This is a genomic window from Nesterenkonia sandarakina, assembly GCF_014138825.1.
GTDB classification, from domain to species: Bacteria; Actinomycetota; Actinomycetes; order Actinomycetales; family Micrococcaceae; genus Nesterenkonia; species Nesterenkonia sandarakina.
The window spans coordinates 2,257,677-2,277,085 of sequence record NZ_JACJIH010000001.1; the positions used below are offsets into that span (position 1 = coordinate 2,257,677).

Here is a 19,409-nt window from a genome sequence, read left to right on the forward strand (position 1 = left end):
ACCAAGGAGAGAACTTTTGGCAGAACAACCCATCCGAGTCGCCGTGGTCGGCGTCGGAAACTGTGCGGCATCACTGGTCCAAGGCGTGGAGTATTACAAGGACGCTCCTGATGATCAGAACGTTCCCGGGCTGATGCATGTCCGCTTCGGGGATTATCACGTGCGCGATGTCAGCTTCGTCGCGGCCTTCGACGTGGATTCCAAGAAGGTCGGCCTGGACTTGGCGGAGGCGATCTCGGCCTCGGAGAACAACACCATCAAGATCGCCGAGGTCCCGCACACCGGCGTCACGGTCCAGCGTGGACCGACGCTGGACGGACTCGGGAAGTACTACCGGGAGACCATCGAGGAGTCCGCCGCGGAACCGGTGGACGTGGTCGCCGCGCTGAAGCAGGCGCAGGTCCAGGTGCTGGTGTGCTACCTGCCGGTCGGCTCCGAGGAGGCGGCTCGGTTCTACGCCCAGGCGGCGATCGACGCCGGCGTGGCCTTCGTCAACGCCCTGCCGGTCTTCATCGCCGGGACTCCGGAATGGGCAGCCAAGTTCACCGAGGCAGGAGTGCCGATCGTCGGAGACGACATCAAGTCACAGATCGGGGCGACGATCACGCACCGAGAGCTGGCCCACCTCTTCGAGGATCGCGGGGTCCACCTGGACCGGACCTATCAGCTGAACGTCGGCGGAAACATGGACTTCAAGAACATGCTCGAGCGCGACCGGCTGGAGTCCAAGAAGATCTCCAAGACCCAGGCGGTCACCTCCAACACCTCGGCGCCCCTGGCGGACCGCGATGTCCACATCGGGCCCAGCGACTACATCCAGTGGCTCGATGACCGCAAATGGGCGTTCATCCGCCTGGAGGGTCGCAACTTCGGCGACGCCCCGGTCTCCATCGAGCTGAAGCTGGAGGTCTGGGACTCACCGAACTCCGCCGGGGTGATCATCGACGCCATCCGGGCGGCGAAGATCGGGCTGGACCGTGGCATCGGCGGGCCGCTGCTCTCTGCCTCGAGCTACTTCATGAAGTCCCCGCCGGAGCAGTTCCACGATGATGTCGCCCACGAGAAGGTGGAGGCCTTCATCCGGGGCGAGATCGACCGCTGACCCTCCCCACCGTTTTACCGGGGCTTGCGTGGTCTACCGTGCGGACGGTGTCCCCGGTAGACCACGTAAGCCCCGGTATTTTGGGGGGATGGAGAGACTTCACGCCGTCGACGCGCTGCGCGCCCTGGCCCTGCTGGGAATCCTGTCCGTCAACGTCTGGTACTTCGTGTTCCCGGAGAACCTCACCGGCGGCGGGCGCTCGGCCGGGCTGAGCCAGGACGTCGGCGGGGACGCCGGGCTCGCCGGTGCGGATCAATGGGTGGCCTTTGCGGCCACGGCGATCTTCGAGGGCAAGTCCTATGTGATCTTTTCCTTCCTCTTCGGCCTCTCCTTCGTGCTGCAATCCGGCTCTGCGCACCGCGCCGGGGTCAGTGAGGTCTCGCGATCCCAGCGTCGCTTCCTGGGACTGGCGGTCCTCGGTGTGCTGCACGGGATCTTCCTCTTCGTCGGGGACATCCTGCTCGCCTACGCGGTGCTGGGCTTCGCGCTGCTGGGGCTGCGTGGGATCAGCACCCGCGCCGCGCTGCTGCTGGCCGGCGGGCTCTGGGCCGTGGTGGCTCTGGCGATCCTCGGCATCGGCGCGCTGACCGCGGTGATGGAGTCCTCCGGGATGATCGACGGGGCCATGATGGAGAGCGCCACGGGGGCGAGCTCCGGGCTGATCGTGTCCGCCGAGGAGGCCCGCGCGGGCTATACCGGGAGTCTGGGCAGCTACCTGGCCTTCCAGCTGGGCGCCTACGCCCTGGTCGCGCCCTCGATCCTGCTGGTGCAGGGCCCGGTCGCGCTCGCCGCCTTCCTGCTCGGCCTGGTGCTCGGGCGCGCCCGGATGCTGGAGCGCATCATCGCCGGGGAGATTCCGACGACGCGGCTGCTCGCGCTGATGCTTCCCGCCCTGGCGGTGGGCGGCGCGCTCAGCCTGAGCGCCGCGTGGATGCTCTGGGGCGCCGACTCCGGCGGGCTCGGAGCGGAGACGCTCAGCTCGGGACTGATCTTCCTGGCCGGCCCGGTGCAGGCCACCGGCTATGTGATCGCAGCGCTGCTGATCCTGCGTCATCGGGGGTTCGTATGGCTGGTGCGGCTGCTGGCGCCGGCCGGCCGGATGTCGCTGAGCAACTACCTGGGACAGTCCCTGGTGCTCGCGCTGATCTTCTCCGCGCTCGGCGCCCCGCTGGGCCTGGGACTGGCGGGAGAGCTCAGCGCCAGCCAGGTGGGTGCCGTCGTCGTCCTGCTGTGGCTGAGCCAGCTGGGGCTCTCACGACTGTGGCTGCACTTCTTCACCCGTGGCCCCCTGGAGGCGCCGCTGCGCGCCTGGACCTACTCCAGCAGGATGTTTCCCGTGAAACCGAACCCGCGGAGCCGCCCGCAGGATCATCCTTCAGCGTGATGTGTCCGGGGGTCGGGCGGATCTAGCGTGGGAGCATGATCACAGCCAGCGGCTTGAGCAAGACCTACGGGAGCAGAACCGCGGTGGACGGCATCAGCTTCGCGCTGGAACCGGGTCGGGTCACCGGATTCCTGGGACCCAATGGGGCCGGGAAGTCCACCACCATGCGACTGGCCATGGGACTGGACCGCCCCAGTGCCGGGCAGATCACCATCAACGGCAAGCCCTTCGCCGAACACCGCGCACCCCTGCGCGAGGTCGGGGCGGTGCTCGACGCCGGGGCAGGCCACCCCGGGTGGACCGGGGAGCAGCAGCTGCGCATCCTCGCCGCCACCCACGCGATCCCCAGGTCCCGGGTCCAGGAGGTCATCGAGATGACCGGGTTGAGCTCGGTGGCCGACCGGCGGATCAAGGGCTACTCCTTGGGGATGAGTCAGCGCCTGGGCATCGCTGCGGCGATGCTGGGCGACCCTCAGGTGCTGATCTTCGATGAACCCATCAACGGCCTGGACCCGGAAGGGGTGCGCTGGGTCCGCCAACTGGTCCGCCGGCTCGCCGGCCAGGGCCGCACCGTGTTCCTCTCCTCGCACCTGATGTCGGAGATGGCACAGACCGCCGACCACCTCATCGTGCTCGGGCAGGGTCGGATCATCGCCGATCAGCCGCTGGGAGACTTCCTCGACACGGCCGGGGAGACCCCGGTGCTGGTCCGCACCGAAGACTCCCAGACGCTGATGGCTGCCCTGGCCGGAGCGGAGGTCACCCTGACCTGTCAGGACGCCGAGACCTTCGAGGTGCGCGGGGTCGATGCCCGCAGCATCGGACGCCGCGCCTTGGAGCTGGGCGTGGTGGTCCATGAACTGACCCCGCTGCACTCCTCGCTGGAGGACTCATACCTCAGGCTCACCGGGGACTACGTCGAACATCGCTCCGGAGGACTCTCATGAACCCGCACACATCCCGGGCCCCAGGCAGCGCCGGCCCCGGCAGCATCACCACCGCACCGCCGGCGGCGCTGGGCGGCGCAGAGCTGAGCTTCCCGCGGGCGCTGCGCGCGGAATGGCTGAAGCTGACCAGCCTGCGGCTGAACTGGTGGCTCAGCCTCGTCGCGCTGAGCATGATGCTGCTCACGCTGTTGGGCACCGTGCTCAGCTCCCGGGCGCAGCTCTCCGACGCGGCACTGCAGAACTCCGCGGCGCCGCTGGACGGGTTCACCCTCTTCGAGAACGTCTTCTCCAGCTTCACCCTGGTCACCCTGCTGATGGGGGCGCTCGCCGCGGTGGGGATCACCTCCGAGCACAGCACCGGCTCGATCCGATCCTCGCTGGCCGCCGTGCCCGACCGCAGCATGTTCTTCACCGCCAAGCTGCTGGCGGTCTGCGGGTTCATCGCGGGGCTCACTGCAGTCCTGGTGGCGCTGAGCTTCCTGGTGCTGCTGCCGCTGGCCGGGTTCTATGACGTGATGCCCGAGCTGTTGGATCCCGCGCTCTGGTGGCTGGTGTTCAGCAGCTGGGCCGCAGTGATCATCACCGCCTCGCTCGGGTTCGGCCTCGGGGCCCTGCTGCGCAGCACCGCCGGCGCGGTGATCACCTACTGTCTGCTGCTCTTCAGCGGGCCGATCGTGCTGGGCCTGCTGCTGGGCATCAGCGACGGCGCGCAGTGGGTCATCGAGCTGATGCGTTTCGAGATCTTCGCGCTGCAGCGCCAGTTCATCGGTGGCGCCTCGATGGCCGGCGACCTGCCCCCGGCGCTGGCCGGAGCGCTGCTGCTGGTGTGGGCCGGCGTCGTCCTGATCCCGGGATGGCTGCTGCTCACCCGGCGCGATGCCTGAGCTTCGCGCCGTCGGCCTCGGTAGAGTCGACGCCGTGATCACCCCGTCGCTCACCGAATCCCCCGCCGCACAGGCGATGCCCCCTGGGTTCGAGGACCTGGCCATCGTGCGCGGCCGCGGGGTCCGCGGGTGGTTCCGCCGGCATCCCAAGACCATGAACGCCGTGGTCATCGGGATCTACGTGCTGCTGACGCTGTGGGTCTACCCCTATGCCTTCTACGATCTGGGCAGCGGCGCGCTGTGGCTGCTGCCCGGCTACGCGGTGATCGTGGCAGCCCTGTGCTTCCGGCGCTCGCACCCGCTCATCGTGCTGGCCCTGGTGGCCCTGGCTGAGGCCGCGCTGCTGCTCTTCTACCCCTGGCAGGGCGTGCAGATGTGGGGGCTGTGCTTCGCCGCCTACGCCGTGGCGCTGCAGCGCGGACTGCTGGTGGGACTGATCACCGGGCTGCCGGCCTGCGTGCTGGGCTATCTGAGCTTCCTGCGCACCGAGATCTGGACGGAGCGGCACGGTCCCAGCTGGTGGATGGAGAACTACTACGACCCGATGGGGCTCAGCGAGTTCGAGTCGCTGAGCATCCTGGCGGTGATGATGTTCTTCACCGTGGGGATCTCTGCGGGGATCGGCGCCGCCGTGCGCCGCGGCCGCAGCCACGAGCAGGAGGTCCTGGAGTGGGCCCGGCGAAACCAGCAGCTGGCGCAGGTGGCTGAGCGCAACCGGATCGCCCGGGAGATGCATGATGTGATCGCGCATTCCCTCTCGGTGATGATCTCGCTGGCCGACGGCGCCCGGATCGTGGCCCGCAAGGATCCCCACCGGGCCGGAGAGGTCCTGGAGGAGCTCTCCGGGACCGGGCGCACCGCGCTGGGGGACATGCGCCGCGTGATCGGGGTGCTGCGCGAGGGTCAGGACGTCGGCGCAGCCCGCCGCCCGATCGGGGAATCGCTGGAGGAGCTCTATGAGAACTTCCGCCAGGCAGGTCTGCCGCTGACGGTGAGCCTGACCGGCCCCTCCCTGCCCGAGGACGCCGGGTTCGGTCTCACCGTGCACCGGATCCTGCAGGAGTCGCTGACCAATGTGCTGCGCTACGGCCGCCAGGTCACCGATGTCAGCGTGCAGATCGAGCATCGTCCCGGACCTGAGCCCAGCGAGTCGCGCCGGCTGAGCGCCCAGGGGCTCAGCGCGGCGGATCAGGCGGCGTTGGGCATGCCCTCCTGCGGGCAGGTGGTGCTCACCGTCACCGATGACGGGGTGCACCCGGCGCAGGGGGAGCGCCGGGAATCGGTGGGCAGCGGCCAGGGCATCCACGGGATGTCCGAGCGCGCAGGCTTCTACAACGGATCGGTCTACGCAGGCCCGGCACCGCGCCGGGGCTGGATGGTGCGCGCGGTGCTGGAACCGCCGCAGAAGGGATGACCAGGTGCACAACCACCATGACGACGACGCGGCACACCCCGCACAGGCACAGGCAGCACAGCTTCACCCCGCGCAGACCCAGGAGGAGCCGCGCGGCGGGCCGCTGAAGGTGATGCTGGTCGATGATCAGCATCTGCTGCGCATGGGGTTCCGGCTGATCCTGGAGGGTGAGGAGGACCTCGAGGTCGTGGCGGAGGCCGCCGATGGGATCGAGGCGCTGCACGAGCTGAACTCCCTTGACCCGGCACGCCGCCCGGACGTGGTGCTCATGGACGTGCGGATGCCCCGGATGGACGGCATCGAGGCCACCACCCGGGTGGTCGCGCAGTTCCCGCAGACCCGGGTGATCATCCTGACCACCTTTGATCTCGACGAATACGCGTTCTCTGGGCTGCAGGCCGGCGCGAGCGCCTTCCTGCTCAAGGACGTCACCCCGGAGGACCTGGTCCAGGCGGTGCGGGTGGTGGCCGAGGGTGACGCCGTGGTGGCCCCGCGGATCACCCAGCGGCTGCTGGAGGTCTACCTGCGCGGGGCTGTCCCGGCCGAGGCCCCAACCCCACAGGACCCCCGCCCCGGTCAGCCTCGCGGGGTTCGCACAGGGGTCGACGGCGCGGCGCGCTCCCTGCCCGATGGCCGGGAGATCGCTGAGGCGATGGATGATGGGGTCCCGCGGGAGGCGCTGACCCAGCGTGAGACCGAGATGCTCTTCGCCGTGGCCGAGGGGCTCTCCAATGCGGAGATCGCGGCGAAGTTCTTCCTCTCCGAGGCCACGGTCAAGACCCACGTGCGCCGGATCCTCACCAAGCTGCAGCTCCGGGACCGGGTGCAGGCCGTGGTCTACGTGTTCCAGACCGGTCTGCTCTAGCCCGGGGTGCGGCGGCGGATCAGGTCTCGGGCTGGCTGCGGAACCGATCTGCGGCCTGGGCCTGCTCCCGGCGGTAGGAGTCGTGGTCGCGCAGCGCCTTCCGCACGGCCGAGCGGATGACCGCGTGCAGAACCTGCGCGAGGATCGCCACCAGAGTGGAATAGATGAGGAGGGTGAAGAGCAGGTTGCCTACGTCGAGGGATGACATTGCGACACGCTAGCAAGGCGCCTGATTAGGATGGCGGGCATGACATCCGAAGAGCTCGTCGAAGATCTCGCCGCCTATTTGGCCGCTTCCCCGTCTTCCTACCACGCGGCCGCCGTCGCGGCGCAGCGCCTGGTCAGCGCCGGTTTCACCCAGCTGGGAGAACACCAGGACTGGCCCGCAGAGCCCGGCGGCTATGTGGTTCTCCGCGACGGAGCCGTGCTGGCCTGGGTGGTGCCCTCCAATGCCTCTCCGACCACCCCGCTGCGGATCCTCGGTGCGCACACCGACTCCCCCGGATTCAAGCTCAAGCCCAAGTCCACGGTGATCAGCCAGGGCTGGGTGCAGGCCGGGGTCGAGGTCTACGGCGGGCCGCTGCTGAACTCCTGGCTGGATCGGGAGCTGCGCCTGGCTGGGCGTCTGGTCACCCGGGACGGAGTCACGCACCTGGCATCCACCAGCCCGGTGGCGCGGATCCCGCAGCTGGCCATCCACCTGGACCGTCAGGTCAACGAGGGGCTGAAGCTGGGCAAGCAGGCGCACACCAGCCCGGTCCTAGGGCTGGCCGGTACTTCCGAACAGGCCGCAGCCGCGGACGTGCTGGCGCTGCTGGCCGAGGCGGCCGGTGTGGACCCCTCCGAGGTGGATGGATATGACATAGTGCTGGCCGACGCCCAGCCGGCGGCGAGGTTCGGCGCGAACCAGGAGTTCTTCGCCTCGAGCCGTCTGGACAACCTCTCCTCGGTCCACGCCGGACTCACCGCCCTGCAGAGCATCGCCGATCAGGCCGAGACCGGCACGGTGATTCCGATGCTCGCCGCCTTCGACCATGAGGAGCTGGGCTCCGCCTCGCGCTCTGGTGCCGCAGGGCCGTTCCTCCAGGAGGTGCTGGAGCGGATCTATGAGGGTCTCGGCCGCGCGGCCGGTCAGCCCGGGGCCACCGCCAACCAGCGGGCACAGGCCCTGGCCGCCTCCTGGCACCTCTCCAGCGACGCCGGTCACGCAGTGCACCCGAACTACTCCGAACGCCACGATCCGGCGAACCACCCGCTGCCCAACGGCGGGCCGCTGCTGAAGATCAACGCCAACCAGCGGTACACCACCGACGCCCCGGGTGCTGCGATGTGGGCCCAGGTCTGCCGTGCCGCGGGGGTGCCCACCCAGGAGTTCGTCTCGAACAACGATCTCCCCTGCGGCTCCACGATCGGGCCGATCACCGCGACCCGGCTCGGGATCCGCACCGTGGACGTCGGCATCGCGCTGCTCTCGATGCATTCCGCGCGAGAGATGTGCGGGGTCGAGGATCTCGGTCACCTCCGGGACGCGGTGGCGAGCTTCTTCGCCACCCCGCTGCACAGCTGAGCCGACCCGTTCGTCACGCGCGGGCAAAGCCGGTACCATAGTGCAGGTTGTCTGACCTGGTTTCAGCCTGCCCTCATGCCGAGGGCCGGCCGAGCAGGACCAGATGCCGATGCAGATAGACCCTCCTGTTACGGAAATCCCGTGACCGCAAGGCCAAAGGAGGTGGGTTAACACAATGCGTCACTATGAACTGATGGTGCTCGTCGACCCCGAGGTTGATGAGCGCACCGTAGAGCCGACCCTCGGCAAGTACATGGAGGTCGTCAAGAAGGACGGCGGCTCCGTGGAGAGCGTCGACGTCTGGGGCCGACGCCGCCTGGCGTACGAGATCCAGAAGAAGACGGAAGCGGTCTACGCCGTCGTCAACTTCCACTCGACTCCCGACGCCGCCGCTGAGCTCGACCGACTGCTGCGCCTGAACGAGACGATCATGCGCACCAAGATCACCCGCCCCGAGGAACAGAAGATCGATTAATCCTCCAGGTGGACGATCCACCTGTCAGGGCGAACCAGCAACCAAGGAGCACTTCCATGGCCGGCGAGACCATCATCACCGTTGTAGGCAACCTGACGGCAGATCCAGAGCTCCGCTTCACCCCTTCGGGGGCAGCGGTCTCCAACTTTGCCATCGCGTCTACGCCGCGTTTCTTCGACCGTCAAGCGAATGAATGGAAGGACGGGGAGACCCTCTTCGTCCGTTGTTCCCTGTGGCGTGAAGCCGCAGAGAACGCCGCAGAGTCACTGACCAAGGGCACCCGCGTGATCGCCCAGGGTCGGCTCAAGGCTCGGTCGTTCCAGACCAAGGAGGGCGAGAACCGCACTTCCTGGGAGCTCGACGTCGATGAGATCGGTCCCTCGCTGCGCTTCGCCACCGCCAGCGTCCAGCGCTCGAGCGGCGGCCAGGGCGGCCGCCCGAGCGGCGGCGGCTTCGGCGGCGGTGCAGCCTTCGGCGGCGGAAACTCCGGCGGCGGCTCGTCATCCGGTGGTTCCGGCGGCTGGAGCAACGACTCCGCGCCGCAGGACCCGTGGGGCGGACAGCCCTCCGGCGGCGGAAACTGGGGAGCCCCTGACAACAACGAGCCACCGTTCTGATCTCAGCAGGCGCCACGCGCCTCTGAGCCACGGAGCAGCGGCTCAAGAACACACACTATCCACCATCCCGCATCCCACAGGTGCGGGCTCCGAGAATGAAAAGGAGCACCACGATGGCAAAGGCTGAACTCAAGAAGCCAAAGCCCAAGGCGAACCCGCTGAAGGCTGCTGACATCACGGTCATCGACTACAAGGACACCGCTCTGCTGCGGAAGTTCATTTCCGACCGAGGCAAGATCCGTGCACGCCGGGTGACCGGTGTGACTGTCCAGGAGCAGCGCAAGATCGCCCAGGCGATCAAGAACGCTCGCGAAGTCGCACTGCTGCCGTACGCCGGCGCTGGCCGCGGCTGATCCAGGACTGACTGGGAAGGAAAGGAACAACCCATGGCAAAGCTCATCCTGACTCAGGAAGTGACCGGTCTCGGCGCTTCCGGTGATGTGGTCGAGGTCAAGAGCGGCTACGCACGCAACTACCTGTTGCCGCGTGGCTTCGCACTGGCCTGGACCAAGGGCGGCGAGAAGGACGTGGAGCGCCTGCGCTCCGCTCGCAAGGCTCGCGAGATCGCAACGGTCGAGGAAGCACAGGCAGTGGCCACCAAGCTGCAGTCTGCCCCCGTGAAGATCACCGTGAAGACCGGCGACTCCGGCCGCCTGTTCGGCACCGTCGGTTCCGCACAGATCGCCGATGCAGTCGAGGCCTCCGGCCTGGGCTCCATCGACAAGCGCACCGTCGAGATCCCCGCGCGCATCAAGGCAGTCGGCAACTACAAGGCCACTGTCCGCCTGCACGCCGATGTCTCAGCGACCCTCGACCTTCAGGTCGTCGGTTCCAAGTAGGCAGCACATATCCCGGCCCTTTCGCGGCTGAGAACTGAGAAGGCCTCGGACTCCCTTGGGAGGCCGGGGCCTTCTTGTGCCCGCTATGCTGGGTCTTGTTGAAATCTTGAACAGTGTCTCGGGGAGACCGGGTCAACCGTGACGGCGCAGGGAGCAGCTATGCAGTTCGGCGTATTCAGCATCGGGGACATGACACCTGATCCCACGACCGGTCGGGTGCCCACCGAGCACGAGCGGATCCAGTCGATGGTGGCGATTGCGAAGCGGGCCGAGGAGGTCGGCCTCGACGTCTTCGCCGTGGGCCAGCACCACAACCCGCCCTTCGTGGCGCCGGCGAACCCGCCGATCCTGATGGCCTACCTGGCTGCCCAGACCACCCGGATCCAGCTCTCCACGGCGACGACGCTGATCACCACCACGGACCCGGTGCGCATTGCAGAAGACTATGCCTTCGCCCAGCACCTGGCCCAGGGCCGGGTGGATCTCACCCTGGGACGCGGGAACACCGGACCGGTCTACCCCTGGTTCGGCAAAGACATCCGCTCCGGGATTCCCCTGGCGGTGGAGAACTACGCACTGCTGCACCGGCTCTGGCGCGAGACCGAGGTCGACTTCGCCGGGCGTTTCAGGACCCCGCTGCAGGGATTCACCTCCACCCCGCGTCCACTTCACGACATCCCGCCCTTCGTCTGGCACGGGTCCATCCGGTCTCCTGAGATCGCGGAGCAGGCCGCCTACTACGGCGACGGGTTCTTCCACAACAACATCTTCTGGAACAAGGAACACACCGGGCGGATGATCGACCTCTACCGCTCCCGCTACGCGCACTACGGCCACGGGACCGAAGAGCAGGCCATCGTGGGTCTCGGGGGCCAGGTCTTCATGCGCCGCACCTCGCAGGACGCCATTCGCGAGTTCCGGCCCTACTTCGATCGGGCACCGGTCTATGGCGGCGGGCCCTCGCTGGAGGACTTCAGCGCGCAGACCCCGTTGACCGTGGGCACCCCTGAGCAGGTCATCGAACGCACGCTGAGCTTCCGGGAGTATGCCGGGGACTACCAGCGACAGCTCTTCCTGATCGACCACGCGGGGCTGCCCCTGAAGACCGTGCTGGAGCAGATCGATCTGCTCGGTGAAGAGGTGGTCCCGGTCCTTCGTAAGGAGGTGGCCGCCCGCGCCCCGCAGGGGACTCCACAGGCACCCACGCACGCCAGCCTGCTGCGCCGGCGCGAGGAGGGCCGAGATCCCGTCCCAGGCGGCGGCACAGCGGCTGTGGCCTAACCAGGTGCAGTCCCGCCCGGGTCTCCGCTGCGGGGGTCCTGCCGACTCGGCTCAGACGCGTCGCTGAAGCTCCTCGATCACGTTGATCCGCTGGTTGCTCATCAGATGCAGTGAGAGCTCGTTGGAGAGATGCTGGAACATGGCCACGCCTTGGACGCTGCTGCCTTCTTCATTGAGTCGCGGCGCGAACGAGGCGATCCCGACCTGACCTGGGAGGACTCCGATGATGCCACCGGAGATCCCCGACTTCGCCGGGATGCCGATCTGGGTCAGCCAGCGCCCCGAGGCGTCGTACATGCCGCAGGTGGCCATGATCCCCAGCGTGGTGCGGGCCGACTCTGCGGAGATCACACGCTCACCGTTCTCCGGGTTGACGCCGTTGTTCGCCAGCGTGGCGGCCATCCGGGCGATGTCCTTGACCGTGACCATGATCGAGCACTGGTCGATATATCCGCGGACCGCCTCATCCGGCTCGGTCTCCAGCGAGCCGTGGGACTTCAGCATGTGGGCGATCGCCATGTTGCGGTACGCCGTGGCGTACTCTTCCTCCGCGGCATCCCAGTCGATCTCCAGCTGGCGCCCGGCGAAGGCGGAGAGGCCGTCGAGGATCCGGGTGGTCCGGCTGCGCACCTCGGGGGTGCGTGAGAGGCTCTCTTGACCCCCGGGGTGCTGTTCGTGGCTGCTGTGGTCCACCAGATGATGTGTGGCGATGGCACCGGCATTGATCATCGGGTTCAGCGGACGTCCGGTCCCACCCTCCAGGGAGAGTTCGTTGAACGCCTCGCCGGAGGGTTCCATCCCCACCATGTCGCGGACCCGGTCCAGACCGATGTCATCCAGAGCCAGCGCATAGACGAAGGGCTTGGAGATCGATTGGATGGTGAACAGGTGTTCGTCGTCTCCCGCGGAGCACTCCTGGCCGTCGGCGGTCGCCAGGGCGAGCGCCTGCAGGTTCTCATCTGCGTCACGCAGTCGGGGGATGTAGGCGGCGAGCTTGCCGCTGACATCCTCACCGGACTCTCTGAGGACTTCGCGGAGATATGTGTTGATCGATTCTTGCACCGGGAGACTCCTGAAGTGTGGGGCTCCCTACGCTACCCGCTGGGGATCGGACCGCCTTCCTGAGCGTTCTCACCAGATTGTGGACAAGCTGTGGAAAACACGGCGACGGTACCCGCATACACTTAACGGCAGGGTTACGGCAAGGCCACACAATGGTGGAAAAATTGGTACCAGAAAACCGAAGTGCACAGTGTGAAGACCCCGTAACTGCAGGTCAGAGGCTTGACTGCACCGTTATCCGGACTCTGTCCACAGCTTCCTGCACATGTTGTGCACAAGACACGCCGCGTAGTCCACATTTTCTCCACAGGCAGGGGCATTCTGGGCTATTGCTCGTGCCCGTCCCGGGACCTACAGTGTGGAAAGTCCCTCGGACGTGAATATTGGCTGGACTCCTCCAGCGCGCATTCACGCGGAGCCGCGATCAGTGGCCGGAACGGAGACAGGGGGCTGGGAAGCGATTCCCGGTGTCCCATGCTCGACGTGTCCGAGGCCTCGGGGAATCCGAGGCGGGCCTGGTTCCGCGCCCCTGCACTGCGATGCGGGGCATGAAACGGCGGGCCTGGAGGCACATCGGATCGCCGGGACGCCGGCGAAGGGAAGGGGATCACGCACCCAGGGTTCGTGATCCTGCTGGGTGCCCGGCGATCCGATCCTCAGCGGTGGACTGCGCCCGCGACCGGATGAGCCGCGACGAAGCGCGCCACCCGGCGCGGCCACGTGTCCAGCTCCTCCGGGGTCTCGGCGATCTGCAGCCTGGAGTTCGGGATCAGCTGGTGCAGCTTCTCGGCCGTGGAGACCGGGTGCGCGTAGTCGTCGACCCAGGCCAGGATCAGGGTGGGGACCCTGAGCTCCCGCAGCGCCTCTGGATCCGGCAGATCAGTCATGCCAGCACCGCGGAAGATCGAGGGCAGCAGCTCCTGGCTCACCGCGGGGACGCGTTCCTTCTGCCGGTCAGCCAAGGCCGGCGGCGGGAGCACCTGCCGGCCCACACGGACGAAGGCGCCGATCCCTTGGTCCTCCACCAGCTGAGCCGACCTCTGATAGGTCTCGGCCTGCCCGGAGCGGGTGCCCCAGGCGGTGGGCGGGACCATCAGGGTCAGTGACGCGAAGCGGTCGGGATCGCGCAGCGCGGCATAGAGCAGGGTCGCGGCTCCCATCGAGGGGCCGGCGGCGTGGACCGTCTCACCGGGAGCGAGCTCATCGAGCAGCTCAAGGAGGTCCTCGGCGAGCCGCGGCCAGAGATAGTCCTCGGGCACCGCCCGACCAGTGGAGGAGCCGTGTCCCCGCGCGTCGTAGCGCAGCACCTGGCAGTCCGGAAGGTTCAGGGTCATATCCAGCCCGGCGCGGCGCTCCCGGGAGGCGCAGGAGGTCAGCCCGTGCAGCTGGACGAAGGTCGGCCCCTCACCGGTGATCTCATACGCGAGCTTCGCCCCGGCCGTCTGAAAAAGCCCCACGGTCTCTGACTCCTGCGTCTCAGGTGAACAACAAGTTGCGCCGGAACCATCCTGGCGTCGTGAACGCCATCTACACTACGCCGTATGCGGTTGACCAATGTGGCACAGATGCACGCCAGGCCCGGACGTCTCTCCAGCTACTCGATGGTGGCCCAGGCCGCCGCCGAACCTGATCCGAACGTCAGCGCGGGACTCGGCTTCACCGCTGGACCGCCAGGGGCCGCAGCGCCGACGCCGGATCCGCCCCGCGGGCTGCCGGTGTCCTTTGATCAGAACCGCCATGTCAGCTTCGGGTCGCGGCCCGGATCGTGGATGGCGGTTTCTTTTCAGCTCGACGGCCCGGCCTCCTTGGAAGAGATCGCTGCCGCCTGGCAGGTGGTGATCCAGCGTCACGGCACGCTGCGCACGGTCTTCGACTGGCGCCCAGAACACGCACCACGCCGCAGTGATGCAGATCATGCTCACTCCGGCCCCGGCAAGCGCTCCGGAGGCCCGATCACCGATCTGTATCTGCGGGAGGTCACCATGCTGCCCGGCGCCTGGGAACAGCTCGAGGCGCCGGAGCGTGAAAGCCGCCCGGTCGGGTTCAGCGTGCACAGCGGGACAGGGCTGCAGACCGCGCACCTTGACGCTCCGAGCGATCAGCTCAGCGCCGCCGAGGTCAAGGCGGCTCTGCGGGCGCACTTCGATTCCGTGTGTGACCCCTTCGGCACGCCCTCGCACCGGCTCTGTGTCATCGACGACGGGGAGTCTGCCGCCGTGCGGGACACCGCCGGCTCCCCGCAGATCGTGATCGGCTCCGATCACGCCCACGTGGACGCCTGGTCCCTGCTGGTGCTGGTGCGGGACTTCACCGCGGTCCTGGAGAACCTGCGAGCGGGGCGCCCGGTGGCGCATGGGCTGAAGGTGCCGGAGTCCTTCGCGGCGCACACCCTGGCGATGGAGGACAAACCGTTCCCGCCGGAGGAGATCGTCTCGCGATGGCAGGAGATCCTCCAGGCCGGGGGCGGGGTGATGCCGACGTTCCCGCTGCCGCTGGGGGACATCTCGCTGCCGGTCAGCGAGAAGGTCGAGGTCCGCGACGTGCTGGACTCGGCGGAGCTGGATGTGCTGGAGGCCCACGCCAAGGAGCAGGGGGTCCGGCTGATCGCCGTCGCCGTGTCCGTGATGACGCGGCTCTTTCGGGAGCTCGGGGACCAGCCGCTGCGCACGGTGTTCCCGGTGCACAGCCGGGACGAGCCGCGCTGGTTCGACTCGGTGGGCTGGTTCATCACCAACGCGGTGCTGGAGAACGACGACGAGAGCCTGCGCGGCAGCTACCAGGCGGTCAAGGAGGCGATCCGACTGGGCTCACATCCGATGGCTCCGATCATGCGTCCCTATGGTGGGATGCCCGCCGAGCCGGGGATGTTCGCGATGAGCTGGTTGGATCACCGTCGGCTCCCGGTCAACGTCGATCAGGCGCTGAATGCGCAGCATGTCTCGGCCGTGGTCCAGACCGACGGGGTGATGATCTGGTTCGTGGTCAACGAGGCCGGGCTGCATCTGCGCTGCCGCTATCCCGATACCCCACAGGCCCGGGAGACCATGCACACCTGGTTGGGGGCAGTGGTCGAAGGGCTGCGGGCACCGAGTATCGTGGAGGGGTGACTACCGAGCTCTACGACACTGGATCCCCGGCCGGGGTGGACTCCCGCACACCCCCGCAGGACATGGTGGCCGAGCAGTCCGTGCTTGGCGGCATGATGCTCTCCAAGGATGCCATCGCCGATGTCGTCGAGGTGCTGCGCGGCTCGGACTTCTACCGGCCCGCCCATGAGCTGATCTACGACGCGATCATCGATCTCTACGGCCGCGGCGAGCCCGCCGACGTCGTGACCATCTCGGACCATCTCACCAAGCGCGGCGAGCTCCAGCGCATCGGCGGCCCGGCCTACCTGCACAACCTGGCCCAGTCGGTGCCCACCGCCGCCAACGCCGGCTTCTATGCCCAGATCGTGCAGGAACGGGCCATCCTGCGCCGACTCGTAGACGCTGGCACCAAGATCGTGCAGCTCGGGCACACCGCCGACGGTGAGGTCGAGGGCATCGTGAACCAGGCGCAGTCGGAGATCTACAACGTCGCCGAGAACCGGCAGAGCGAGGACTACGTCTCGCTCTCCGAGGTGCTGGGACCCACCATCGATGAGATCGAGACGAACTCGGCCCACGACGGCGGGCTCACCGGGATCCCCACCGGTTTCCGCGAGCTCGATGACCTGACCCACGGCTTCCACGGCGGCCAGATGATCATCATCGCGGCCCGCCCGGCGATGGGTAAGTCCACCCTGGCGCTGGACTTCGCCCGCGCGGCCGCGGTGAACAACAAGATGACCGCCGCCTTCTTCTCCCTGGAGATGGGGCGCAATGAGATCGCGATGCGCCTGCTCTCCGCCGAGTCCCGCATCCTCTTCTCGGATCTGCGCAAGGGCAACATCCGTGACGAGGACTGGGAGAAGATGTCCGAGGCGGTGGACCGGCTCAACGACGTGCCGCTGTTCATCGATGACTCCCCGAACATGTCGCTGATGGAGATCCGGGCCAAGTGTCGCCGGCTCAAGCAGCGGAACAACCTCAAGCTCGTGGTGCTGGACTACCTGCAGCTGCTCTCCTCGGGCAAGCGGGTGGAGTCGCGCCAGCAGGAGGTCAGCGAGTTCTCCCGTACCTTGAAGCTGCTCGCCAAGGAGCTCGACGTCCCGATCATCGCGCTCTCCCAGCTCAACCGTGGCTCGGAATCACGCCCGGACAAGAAGCCGCAGGTCTCGGACCTGCGCGAATCCGGGTCCATCGAGCAGGATGCGGACATGGTGATGCTGCTGCACCGGCCCGAGGTCTACGACAAGGAGACCGAGCGCGCCGGCGAGGCCGACATCATCGTGGCGAAGAACCGTAACGGCCCGACCCGGGACATCACGGTGGCCTTCCAGGGTCACTACGCCCGCTTCCAGGACATGGCCCGGGACTTCTAGCGGTAGTCCGAGGCCTCCAGCGTGGCCGCCTCGGTGGTCTCCAGCTGGGTGATGAAGCTCCATGCATCCGGCCGGGACCCGTCGATGTCGGTGAGGCCGTAGTGCTGGGCAAGCTCGTAGGAGCTGGTCGAGAGCGTGTTCCAGCGCTCGCGTGCCGGGTCCGCCGCCAGGGCTGCGACACCGCGGGCGAGCATCGCCGGGGTCTCGGAGATGACGAATTCATAGGGCGGGACGACATCGGTCCTGCCCCGGTTGGCCTCAGCTGCGGCGCGCCAGGTCTGTTCGGTCACCCCGAAGCCCTCGAGCATCATCTCCGAACGCAGCCAGCCGGGAGAGACCGACACGGCGGTCCCGCCGTGGGCGGCGAGCTCATGCCCCTGCGCAAAGGCCAGGCGATCCACCGCGGTCTTGGTCAGATCATGAAAGACGCTCTCGCGGAAGTGTGAGGCGTTGTAGCTGCGGGTCCCGTCGGTCACCTCCACCACCACCCCGCCCGGGTGGCGGATCAGCAGCGGCAGAGCGGCATGGCTGGTGTTCAGATGCGTGGTGAACCCGGTGTCGAAGAGCTTCTTCCCGGCGTCGAGGTCGTAGTCCCACAGGGTCTTGCCGAACTCCACATAGGCCTCCCCGCCGATGTCGTTGATCAGGATGTCCAGGCGCCCCTGTTCGGCGTCGATGCGCGCGATCAGCGCCCGGACCGCTTCGATCTCGAGGTGATCCACGATCACCGGATGCGCGATGCCGCCGGCGTCGTTGATCAGCCGGGCGGTCTCCGCCACCGTCTCGGGCCGGCCGTAGTCAGACGGGTCTTCCGGCGTGGAGCGACCGGTGCAATAGGTCAGCGCGCCGCAGGCCGCGAGCTCGCGGGCGATTGCGCGACCGGCCCCGCGGGTGGCTCCGGTGACCAGTGCGACCCGGCCGGAGAGGTCGGGGTGGTGGGGGTGGCCAGCCTGGCTTGACTGAGCGTTCATGACTGCCTCCTTCAGCGGTGTGCCGTGCGCACCAGCGGCACGGGAGGGTAGAGCGGAGTGAGGCCCGTTGTGGTGGCCTCGAACCTCAGCGTCCCAGCAATCCCCGACATCTGGTGTCGGGATCTCTTTAGACTTCTGCCATGCGATCCTCACGGCTGGTGGCGCTGCTGCTCGAGCTCGGCCGCGCCCCGGTCGCCACTGCGTCCCAGCTCGCTGCGCATTACGGGGTCAGTGTGCGCACCATCGAGCGGGACATCGCGGCACTCCAGAGCATGGGGGTGCCGCTGTGGACCCGGCCCGGTCCGGGCCGCGGCGTCGGCCTGGTGAAGGGCTGGCGCTCACCGCTCACCGGTCTGACCGTCCCGGAGCTGCAGGCGTTGATCATCGGTGAGGCCGGCTCACGCGGCCTCGGTCTGGAGGCCGAATTCCAGATGGCGCGGCTGAAGATGCTCGCCGCCACGGCCACCACCGGTCAGAGCGCGGCGGTCAAGCCCGTTCAGGAGAGGTTCCTGCTCGACCATGAGGCCTGGTTCACCGAGCCTGAGCACCCCGGTGCACTTCCCACGGTGGCTCAGGCCGTGTGGTCCGGCCACCGGCTGCGGATCAGTTACCAGCGCGGCGCGGGAGGCGCCGTGAATCGGATGGTGGACCCGCTGGGACTGGTCCTCAAGGGCGAACACTGGTACCTGGTGGCGGCGCATCGGAGGTCTGCACGCACCTACCGGGTGAGCCGGATTCGCCGGGCGGAGGAGCTGCCGGAAGCGGCGTGGCGCCCTGAGGGCTTCTTCCTCGCTCAGCACTGGAGGGACTCGCGGGCGGAGTTTGAAGCCTCATTGCGCACCGTGCCGGTCCAGGTCACCGTGCCGATCACAGCCGTGGAGTTGCTGCGGGCCGCCACGCCGGGAGCCGCGATGCGGCGGCTCGGGGCGTCCTCATGCGCCACGGCCCAGGCAGTGAGCTCGGCTGGCGCCATCTCGGCTGGCACCATCTCGGGTGGCACCACCGCTGCCGAGGGCGGGCCCGTGAACCCTGAGCGGGCGGGCTTCGAGCTGCGGCTGGAGAGCCTCGAGGTCGCCGCGTCCCAGCTCATCTCGGTGCCAGGCGTGGAGGTGCTCTCCCCGGATGCCCTGCGCCACATGGTGCTTGCACGGGCTGAGGAGCTGGTGGCGCGCCACCGCCGCGCGGCGGGCGCTAGAAGGCGCCCAGGATGACGTCGAGGAAGGTGAACCCCACGGCACCGTAGAGCAGGCCGATCCACAGTGCGTGGGTCATGGACTTCCAGAACTGGCCGGTGGCGATGAGCAGGCCGAAGGCCGCCGGGGTGCACGCCATCGCGTAGCCGCCCACCAGGAGCCAGAGTCCGGTGAACTCGCCCAGGGCCAGCATGTAGAAGCCGACCCCGATGGTCCAGATCATGGTGAACTCGAAGAGCATCGCTGCGATCACCACGGCGACGACCACGGCCCAGAGGTACCGGCCCCAGTCTCCTGCGAACTTCCGCAGACCACTGGGCGCGGCAGAGGCCGGACCCGACGT

At 67.8% G+C, this 19,409-nt stretch carries 20 protein-coding genes; 15 read left to right on the forward strand and 5 right to left on the reverse strand.

Annotated features, from left to right (window positions below; all coding sequences use genetic code 11):
- The first annotated feature begins 16 nt into the window (after positions 1 to 16).
- The 6 genes from HNR24_RS10220 to HNR24_RS10245 all read left to right on the forward strand — a co-directional run bounded on the left by HNR24_RS10220 (position 17) and on the right by HNR24_RS10245 (position 6,596).
- Entirely contained in the window at positions 17 to 1,102 is a 1,086-nt protein-coding gene (locus HNR24_RS10220) for an inositol-3-phosphate synthase (protein ID WP_179441330.1), read from the forward strand.
- Between the two features lie 88 nt (positions 1,103 to 1,190).
- Entirely contained in the window at positions 1,191 to 2,486 is a 1,296-nt protein-coding gene (locus HNR24_RS10225; protein ID WP_182495695.1) for a DUF418 domain-containing protein, read from the forward strand.
- Between the two features lie 35 nt (positions 2,487 to 2,521).
- Positions 2,522 to 3,433, forward strand: a complete 912-nt coding sequence (locus tag HNR24_RS10230; protein ID WP_182495696.1) for an ABC transporter ATP-binding protein — start codon at positions 2,522 to 2,524, stop codon at positions 3,431 to 3,433.
- The gene (locus tag HNR24_RS10235; RefSeq protein WP_182495697.1) at positions 3,430 to 4,317 is read left to right on the forward strand and encodes an ABC transporter permease; all 888 of its coding nucleotides are present in this window, start codon (positions 3,430 to 3,432) and stop codon (positions 4,315 to 4,317) included. Before HNR24_RS10230 ends, HNR24_RS10235 begins: the two co-directional genes overlap by 4 nt.
- Positions 4,318 to 4,351: 34 nt before the next feature.
- Complete coding sequence (locus tag HNR24_RS10240; protein WP_310735427.1) at positions 4,352 to 5,731, forward strand: sensor histidine kinase; 1,380 nt, start codon at positions 4,352 to 4,354, stop codon at positions 5,729 to 5,731.
- 112 nt (positions 5,732 to 5,843) lie between these two features.
- A complete protein-coding gene (locus HNR24_RS10245; protein ID WP_182496158.1) occupies positions 5,844 to 6,596 on the forward strand; it encodes a response regulator transcription factor in 753 nt (250 codons plus the stop codon).
- A 19-nt stretch (positions 6,597 to 6,615) separates the two neighbouring features.
- Here the strand turns inward: HNR24_RS10245 and HNR24_RS10250 are convergent, their stop codons facing one another.
- Entirely contained in the window at positions 6,616 to 6,804 is a 189-nt protein-coding gene (locus tag HNR24_RS10250) for a hypothetical protein (RefSeq protein WP_182495698.1), read from the reverse strand.
- A 39-nt stretch (positions 6,805 to 6,843) separates the two neighbouring features.
- On the opposite strand from HNR24_RS10250, the gene HNR24_RS10255 reads away from it, so the two are divergent.
- The 6 genes from HNR24_RS10255 (at position 6,844) to HNR24_RS10280 (ending at position 11,375) form a co-directional block, all read left to right on the forward strand.
- Positions 6,844 to 8,163, forward strand: a complete 1,320-nt coding sequence (locus tag HNR24_RS10255) for a M18 family aminopeptidase (RefSeq protein ID WP_182495699.1) — start codon at positions 6,844 to 6,846, stop codon at positions 8,161 to 8,163.
- A 175-nt stretch (positions 8,164 to 8,338) separates the two neighbouring features.
- Complete coding sequence (rpsF, locus tag HNR24_RS10260; protein WP_058887888.1) at positions 8,339 to 8,638, forward strand: 30S ribosomal protein S6; 300 nt, start codon at positions 8,339 to 8,341, stop codon at positions 8,636 to 8,638.
- A 56-nt stretch (positions 8,639 to 8,694) separates the two neighbouring features.
- Entirely contained in the window at positions 8,695 to 9,255 is a 561-nt protein-coding gene (locus HNR24_RS10265) for a single-stranded DNA-binding protein (RefSeq protein ID WP_182495700.1), read from the forward strand.
- Positions 9,256 to 9,368: 113 nt separating this feature from the next.
- Positions 9,369 to 9,608 carry a 30S ribosomal protein S18 gene (gene rpsR / locus HNR24_RS10270; RefSeq protein WP_036475751.1) on the forward strand — a complete coding sequence of 80 codons (240 nt, stop codon included), beginning with the start codon at positions 9,369 to 9,371 and terminating at the stop codon, positions 9,606 to 9,608.
- A gap of 33 nt (positions 9,609 to 9,641) precedes the next feature.
- A complete protein-coding gene (rplI, locus tag HNR24_RS10275; protein WP_058887886.1) occupies positions 9,642 to 10,094 on the forward strand; it encodes a 50S ribosomal protein L9 in 453 nt (150 codons plus the stop codon).
- A 159-nt stretch (positions 10,095 to 10,253) separates the two neighbouring features.
- Positions 10,254 to 11,375, forward strand: coding sequence for an LLM class flavin-dependent oxidoreductase (locus HNR24_RS10280; RefSeq protein WP_182495701.1), 1,122 nt, complete (start codon positions 10,254 to 10,256; stop codon positions 11,373 to 11,375).
- A gap of 51 nt (positions 11,376 to 11,426) precedes the next feature.
- Here HNR24_RS10280 and glsA read toward each other — a convergent pair whose 3' ends face one another.
- Together glsA and HNR24_RS10290 are read right to left on the reverse strand one after the other, a co-directional pair.
- On the reverse strand, positions 11,427 to 12,437 hold the full coding sequence (glsA, locus tag HNR24_RS10285; protein ID WP_182495702.1) for a glutaminase A: 1,011 nt from the start codon (positions 12,435 to 12,437) through the stop codon (positions 11,427 to 11,429).
- 656 nt (positions 12,438 to 13,093) lie between these two features.
- Positions 13,094 to 13,894 (reverse strand): alpha/beta fold hydrolase, encoded by an 801-nt coding sequence (locus tag HNR24_RS10290; RefSeq protein ID WP_182495703.1) that lies wholly within the window; start codon positions 13,892 to 13,894, stop codon positions 13,094 to 13,096.
- A gap of 84 nt (positions 13,895 to 13,978) precedes the next feature.
- Here HNR24_RS10290 and HNR24_RS10295 point away from each other — a divergent pair, with 84 nt between their 5' ends.
- Both HNR24_RS10295 and dnaB read left to right on the forward strand, forming a co-directional pair.
- Positions 13,979 to 15,544 carry a condensation domain-containing protein gene (locus HNR24_RS10295; RefSeq protein WP_182495704.1) on the forward strand — a complete coding sequence of 522 codons (1,566 nt, stop codon included), beginning with the start codon at positions 13,979 to 13,981 and terminating at the stop codon, positions 15,542 to 15,544.
- The gene (gene dnaB / locus HNR24_RS10300; protein WP_310735428.1) at positions 15,541 to 16,902 is read left to right on the forward strand and encodes a replicative DNA helicase; all 1,362 of its coding nucleotides are present in this window, start codon (positions 15,541 to 15,543) and stop codon (positions 16,900 to 16,902) included. The genes HNR24_RS10295 and dnaB overlap by 4 nt, the downstream gene beginning before the upstream one ends.
- Here dnaB and HNR24_RS10305 read toward each other — a convergent pair.
- Positions 16,899 to 17,873 carry an SDR family oxidoreductase gene (locus HNR24_RS10305; protein WP_182495705.1) on the reverse strand — a complete coding sequence of 325 codons (975 nt, stop codon included), beginning with the start codon at positions 17,871 to 17,873 and terminating at the stop codon, positions 16,899 to 16,901. The two genes, dnaB and HNR24_RS10305, sit on opposite strands and share 4 nt — an antisense overlap.
- A 140-nt stretch (positions 17,874 to 18,013) precedes the next feature.
- On the opposite strand from HNR24_RS10305, the gene HNR24_RS10310 reads away from it, so the two are divergent.
- Positions 18,014 to 19,084: a helix-turn-helix transcriptional regulator gene (locus HNR24_RS10310; protein ID WP_182495706.1), complete on the forward strand. Its 1,071-nt coding sequence runs from the start codon at positions 18,014 to 18,016 to the stop codon at positions 19,082 to 19,084.
- Here HNR24_RS10310 and HNR24_RS10315 read toward each other — a convergent pair.
- Positions 19,065 to 19,334, reverse strand: coding sequence for a hypothetical protein (locus HNR24_RS10315; RefSeq protein ID WP_058887878.1), 270 nt, complete (start codon positions 19,332 to 19,334; stop codon positions 19,065 to 19,067). The two genes, HNR24_RS10310 and HNR24_RS10315, sit on opposite strands and share 20 nt — an antisense overlap.
- Positions 19,335 to 19,409: the final 75 nt, after the last annotated feature.

What these genes read in the sequence shown, in the direction of transcription:
- HNR24_RS10225 (WP_182495695.1), top strand. Translation starts at nt 1,191, where the DNA reads ATGGAGAGACTTCACGCCGTCGACGCGCTGCGCGCCCTGGCCCTGCTG.
- HNR24_RS10230 (WP_182495696.1), top strand. Translation starts at nt 2,522, where the DNA reads ATGATCACAGCCAGCGGCTTGAGCAAGACCTACGGGAGCAGAACCGCG.
- HNR24_RS10235 (WP_182495697.1), top strand. Translation starts at nt 3,430, where the DNA reads ATGAACCCGCACACATCCCGGGCCCCAGGCAGCGCCGGCCCCGGCAGC.
- HNR24_RS10245 (WP_182496158.1), top strand. Translation starts at nt 5,844, where the DNA reads ATGCTGGTCGATGATCAGCATCTGCTGCGCATGGGGTTCCGGCTGATC.
- HNR24_RS10250 (WP_182495698.1), bottom strand. Translation starts at nt 6,804, where the DNA reads ATGTCATCCCTCGACGTAGGCAACCTGCTCTTCACCCTCCTCATCTAT.
- HNR24_RS10255 (WP_182495699.1), top strand. Translation starts at nt 6,844, where the DNA reads ATGACATCCGAAGAGCTCGTCGAAGATCTCGCCGCCTATTTGGCCGCT.
- rpsF (WP_058887888.1), top strand. Translation starts at nt 8,339, where the DNA reads ATGCGTCACTATGAACTGATGGTGCTCGTCGACCCCGAGGTTGATGAG.
- HNR24_RS10265 (WP_182495700.1), top strand. Translation starts at nt 8,695, where the DNA reads ATGGCCGGCGAGACCATCATCACCGTTGTAGGCAACCTGACGGCAGAT.
- rpsR (WP_036475751.1), top strand. Translation starts at nt 9,369, where the DNA reads ATGGCAAAGGCTGAACTCAAGAAGCCAAAGCCCAAGGCGAACCCGCTG.
- rplI (WP_058887886.1), top strand. Translation starts at nt 9,642, where the DNA reads ATGGCAAAGCTCATCCTGACTCAGGAAGTGACCGGTCTCGGCGCTTCC.
- HNR24_RS10280 (WP_182495701.1), top strand. Translation starts at nt 10,254, where the DNA reads ATGCAGTTCGGCGTATTCAGCATCGGGGACATGACACCTGATCCCACG.
- HNR24_RS10295 (WP_182495704.1), top strand. Translation starts at nt 13,979, where the DNA reads ATGCGGTTGACCAATGTGGCACAGATGCACGCCAGGCCCGGACGTCTC.
- HNR24_RS10305 (WP_182495705.1), bottom strand. Translation starts at nt 17,873, where the DNA reads ATGAACGCTCAGTCAAGCCAGGCTGGCCACCCCCACCACCCCGACCTC.
- HNR24_RS10310 (WP_182495706.1), top strand. Translation starts at nt 18,014, where the DNA reads ATGCGATCCTCACGGCTGGTGGCGCTGCTGCTCGAGCTCGGCCGCGCC.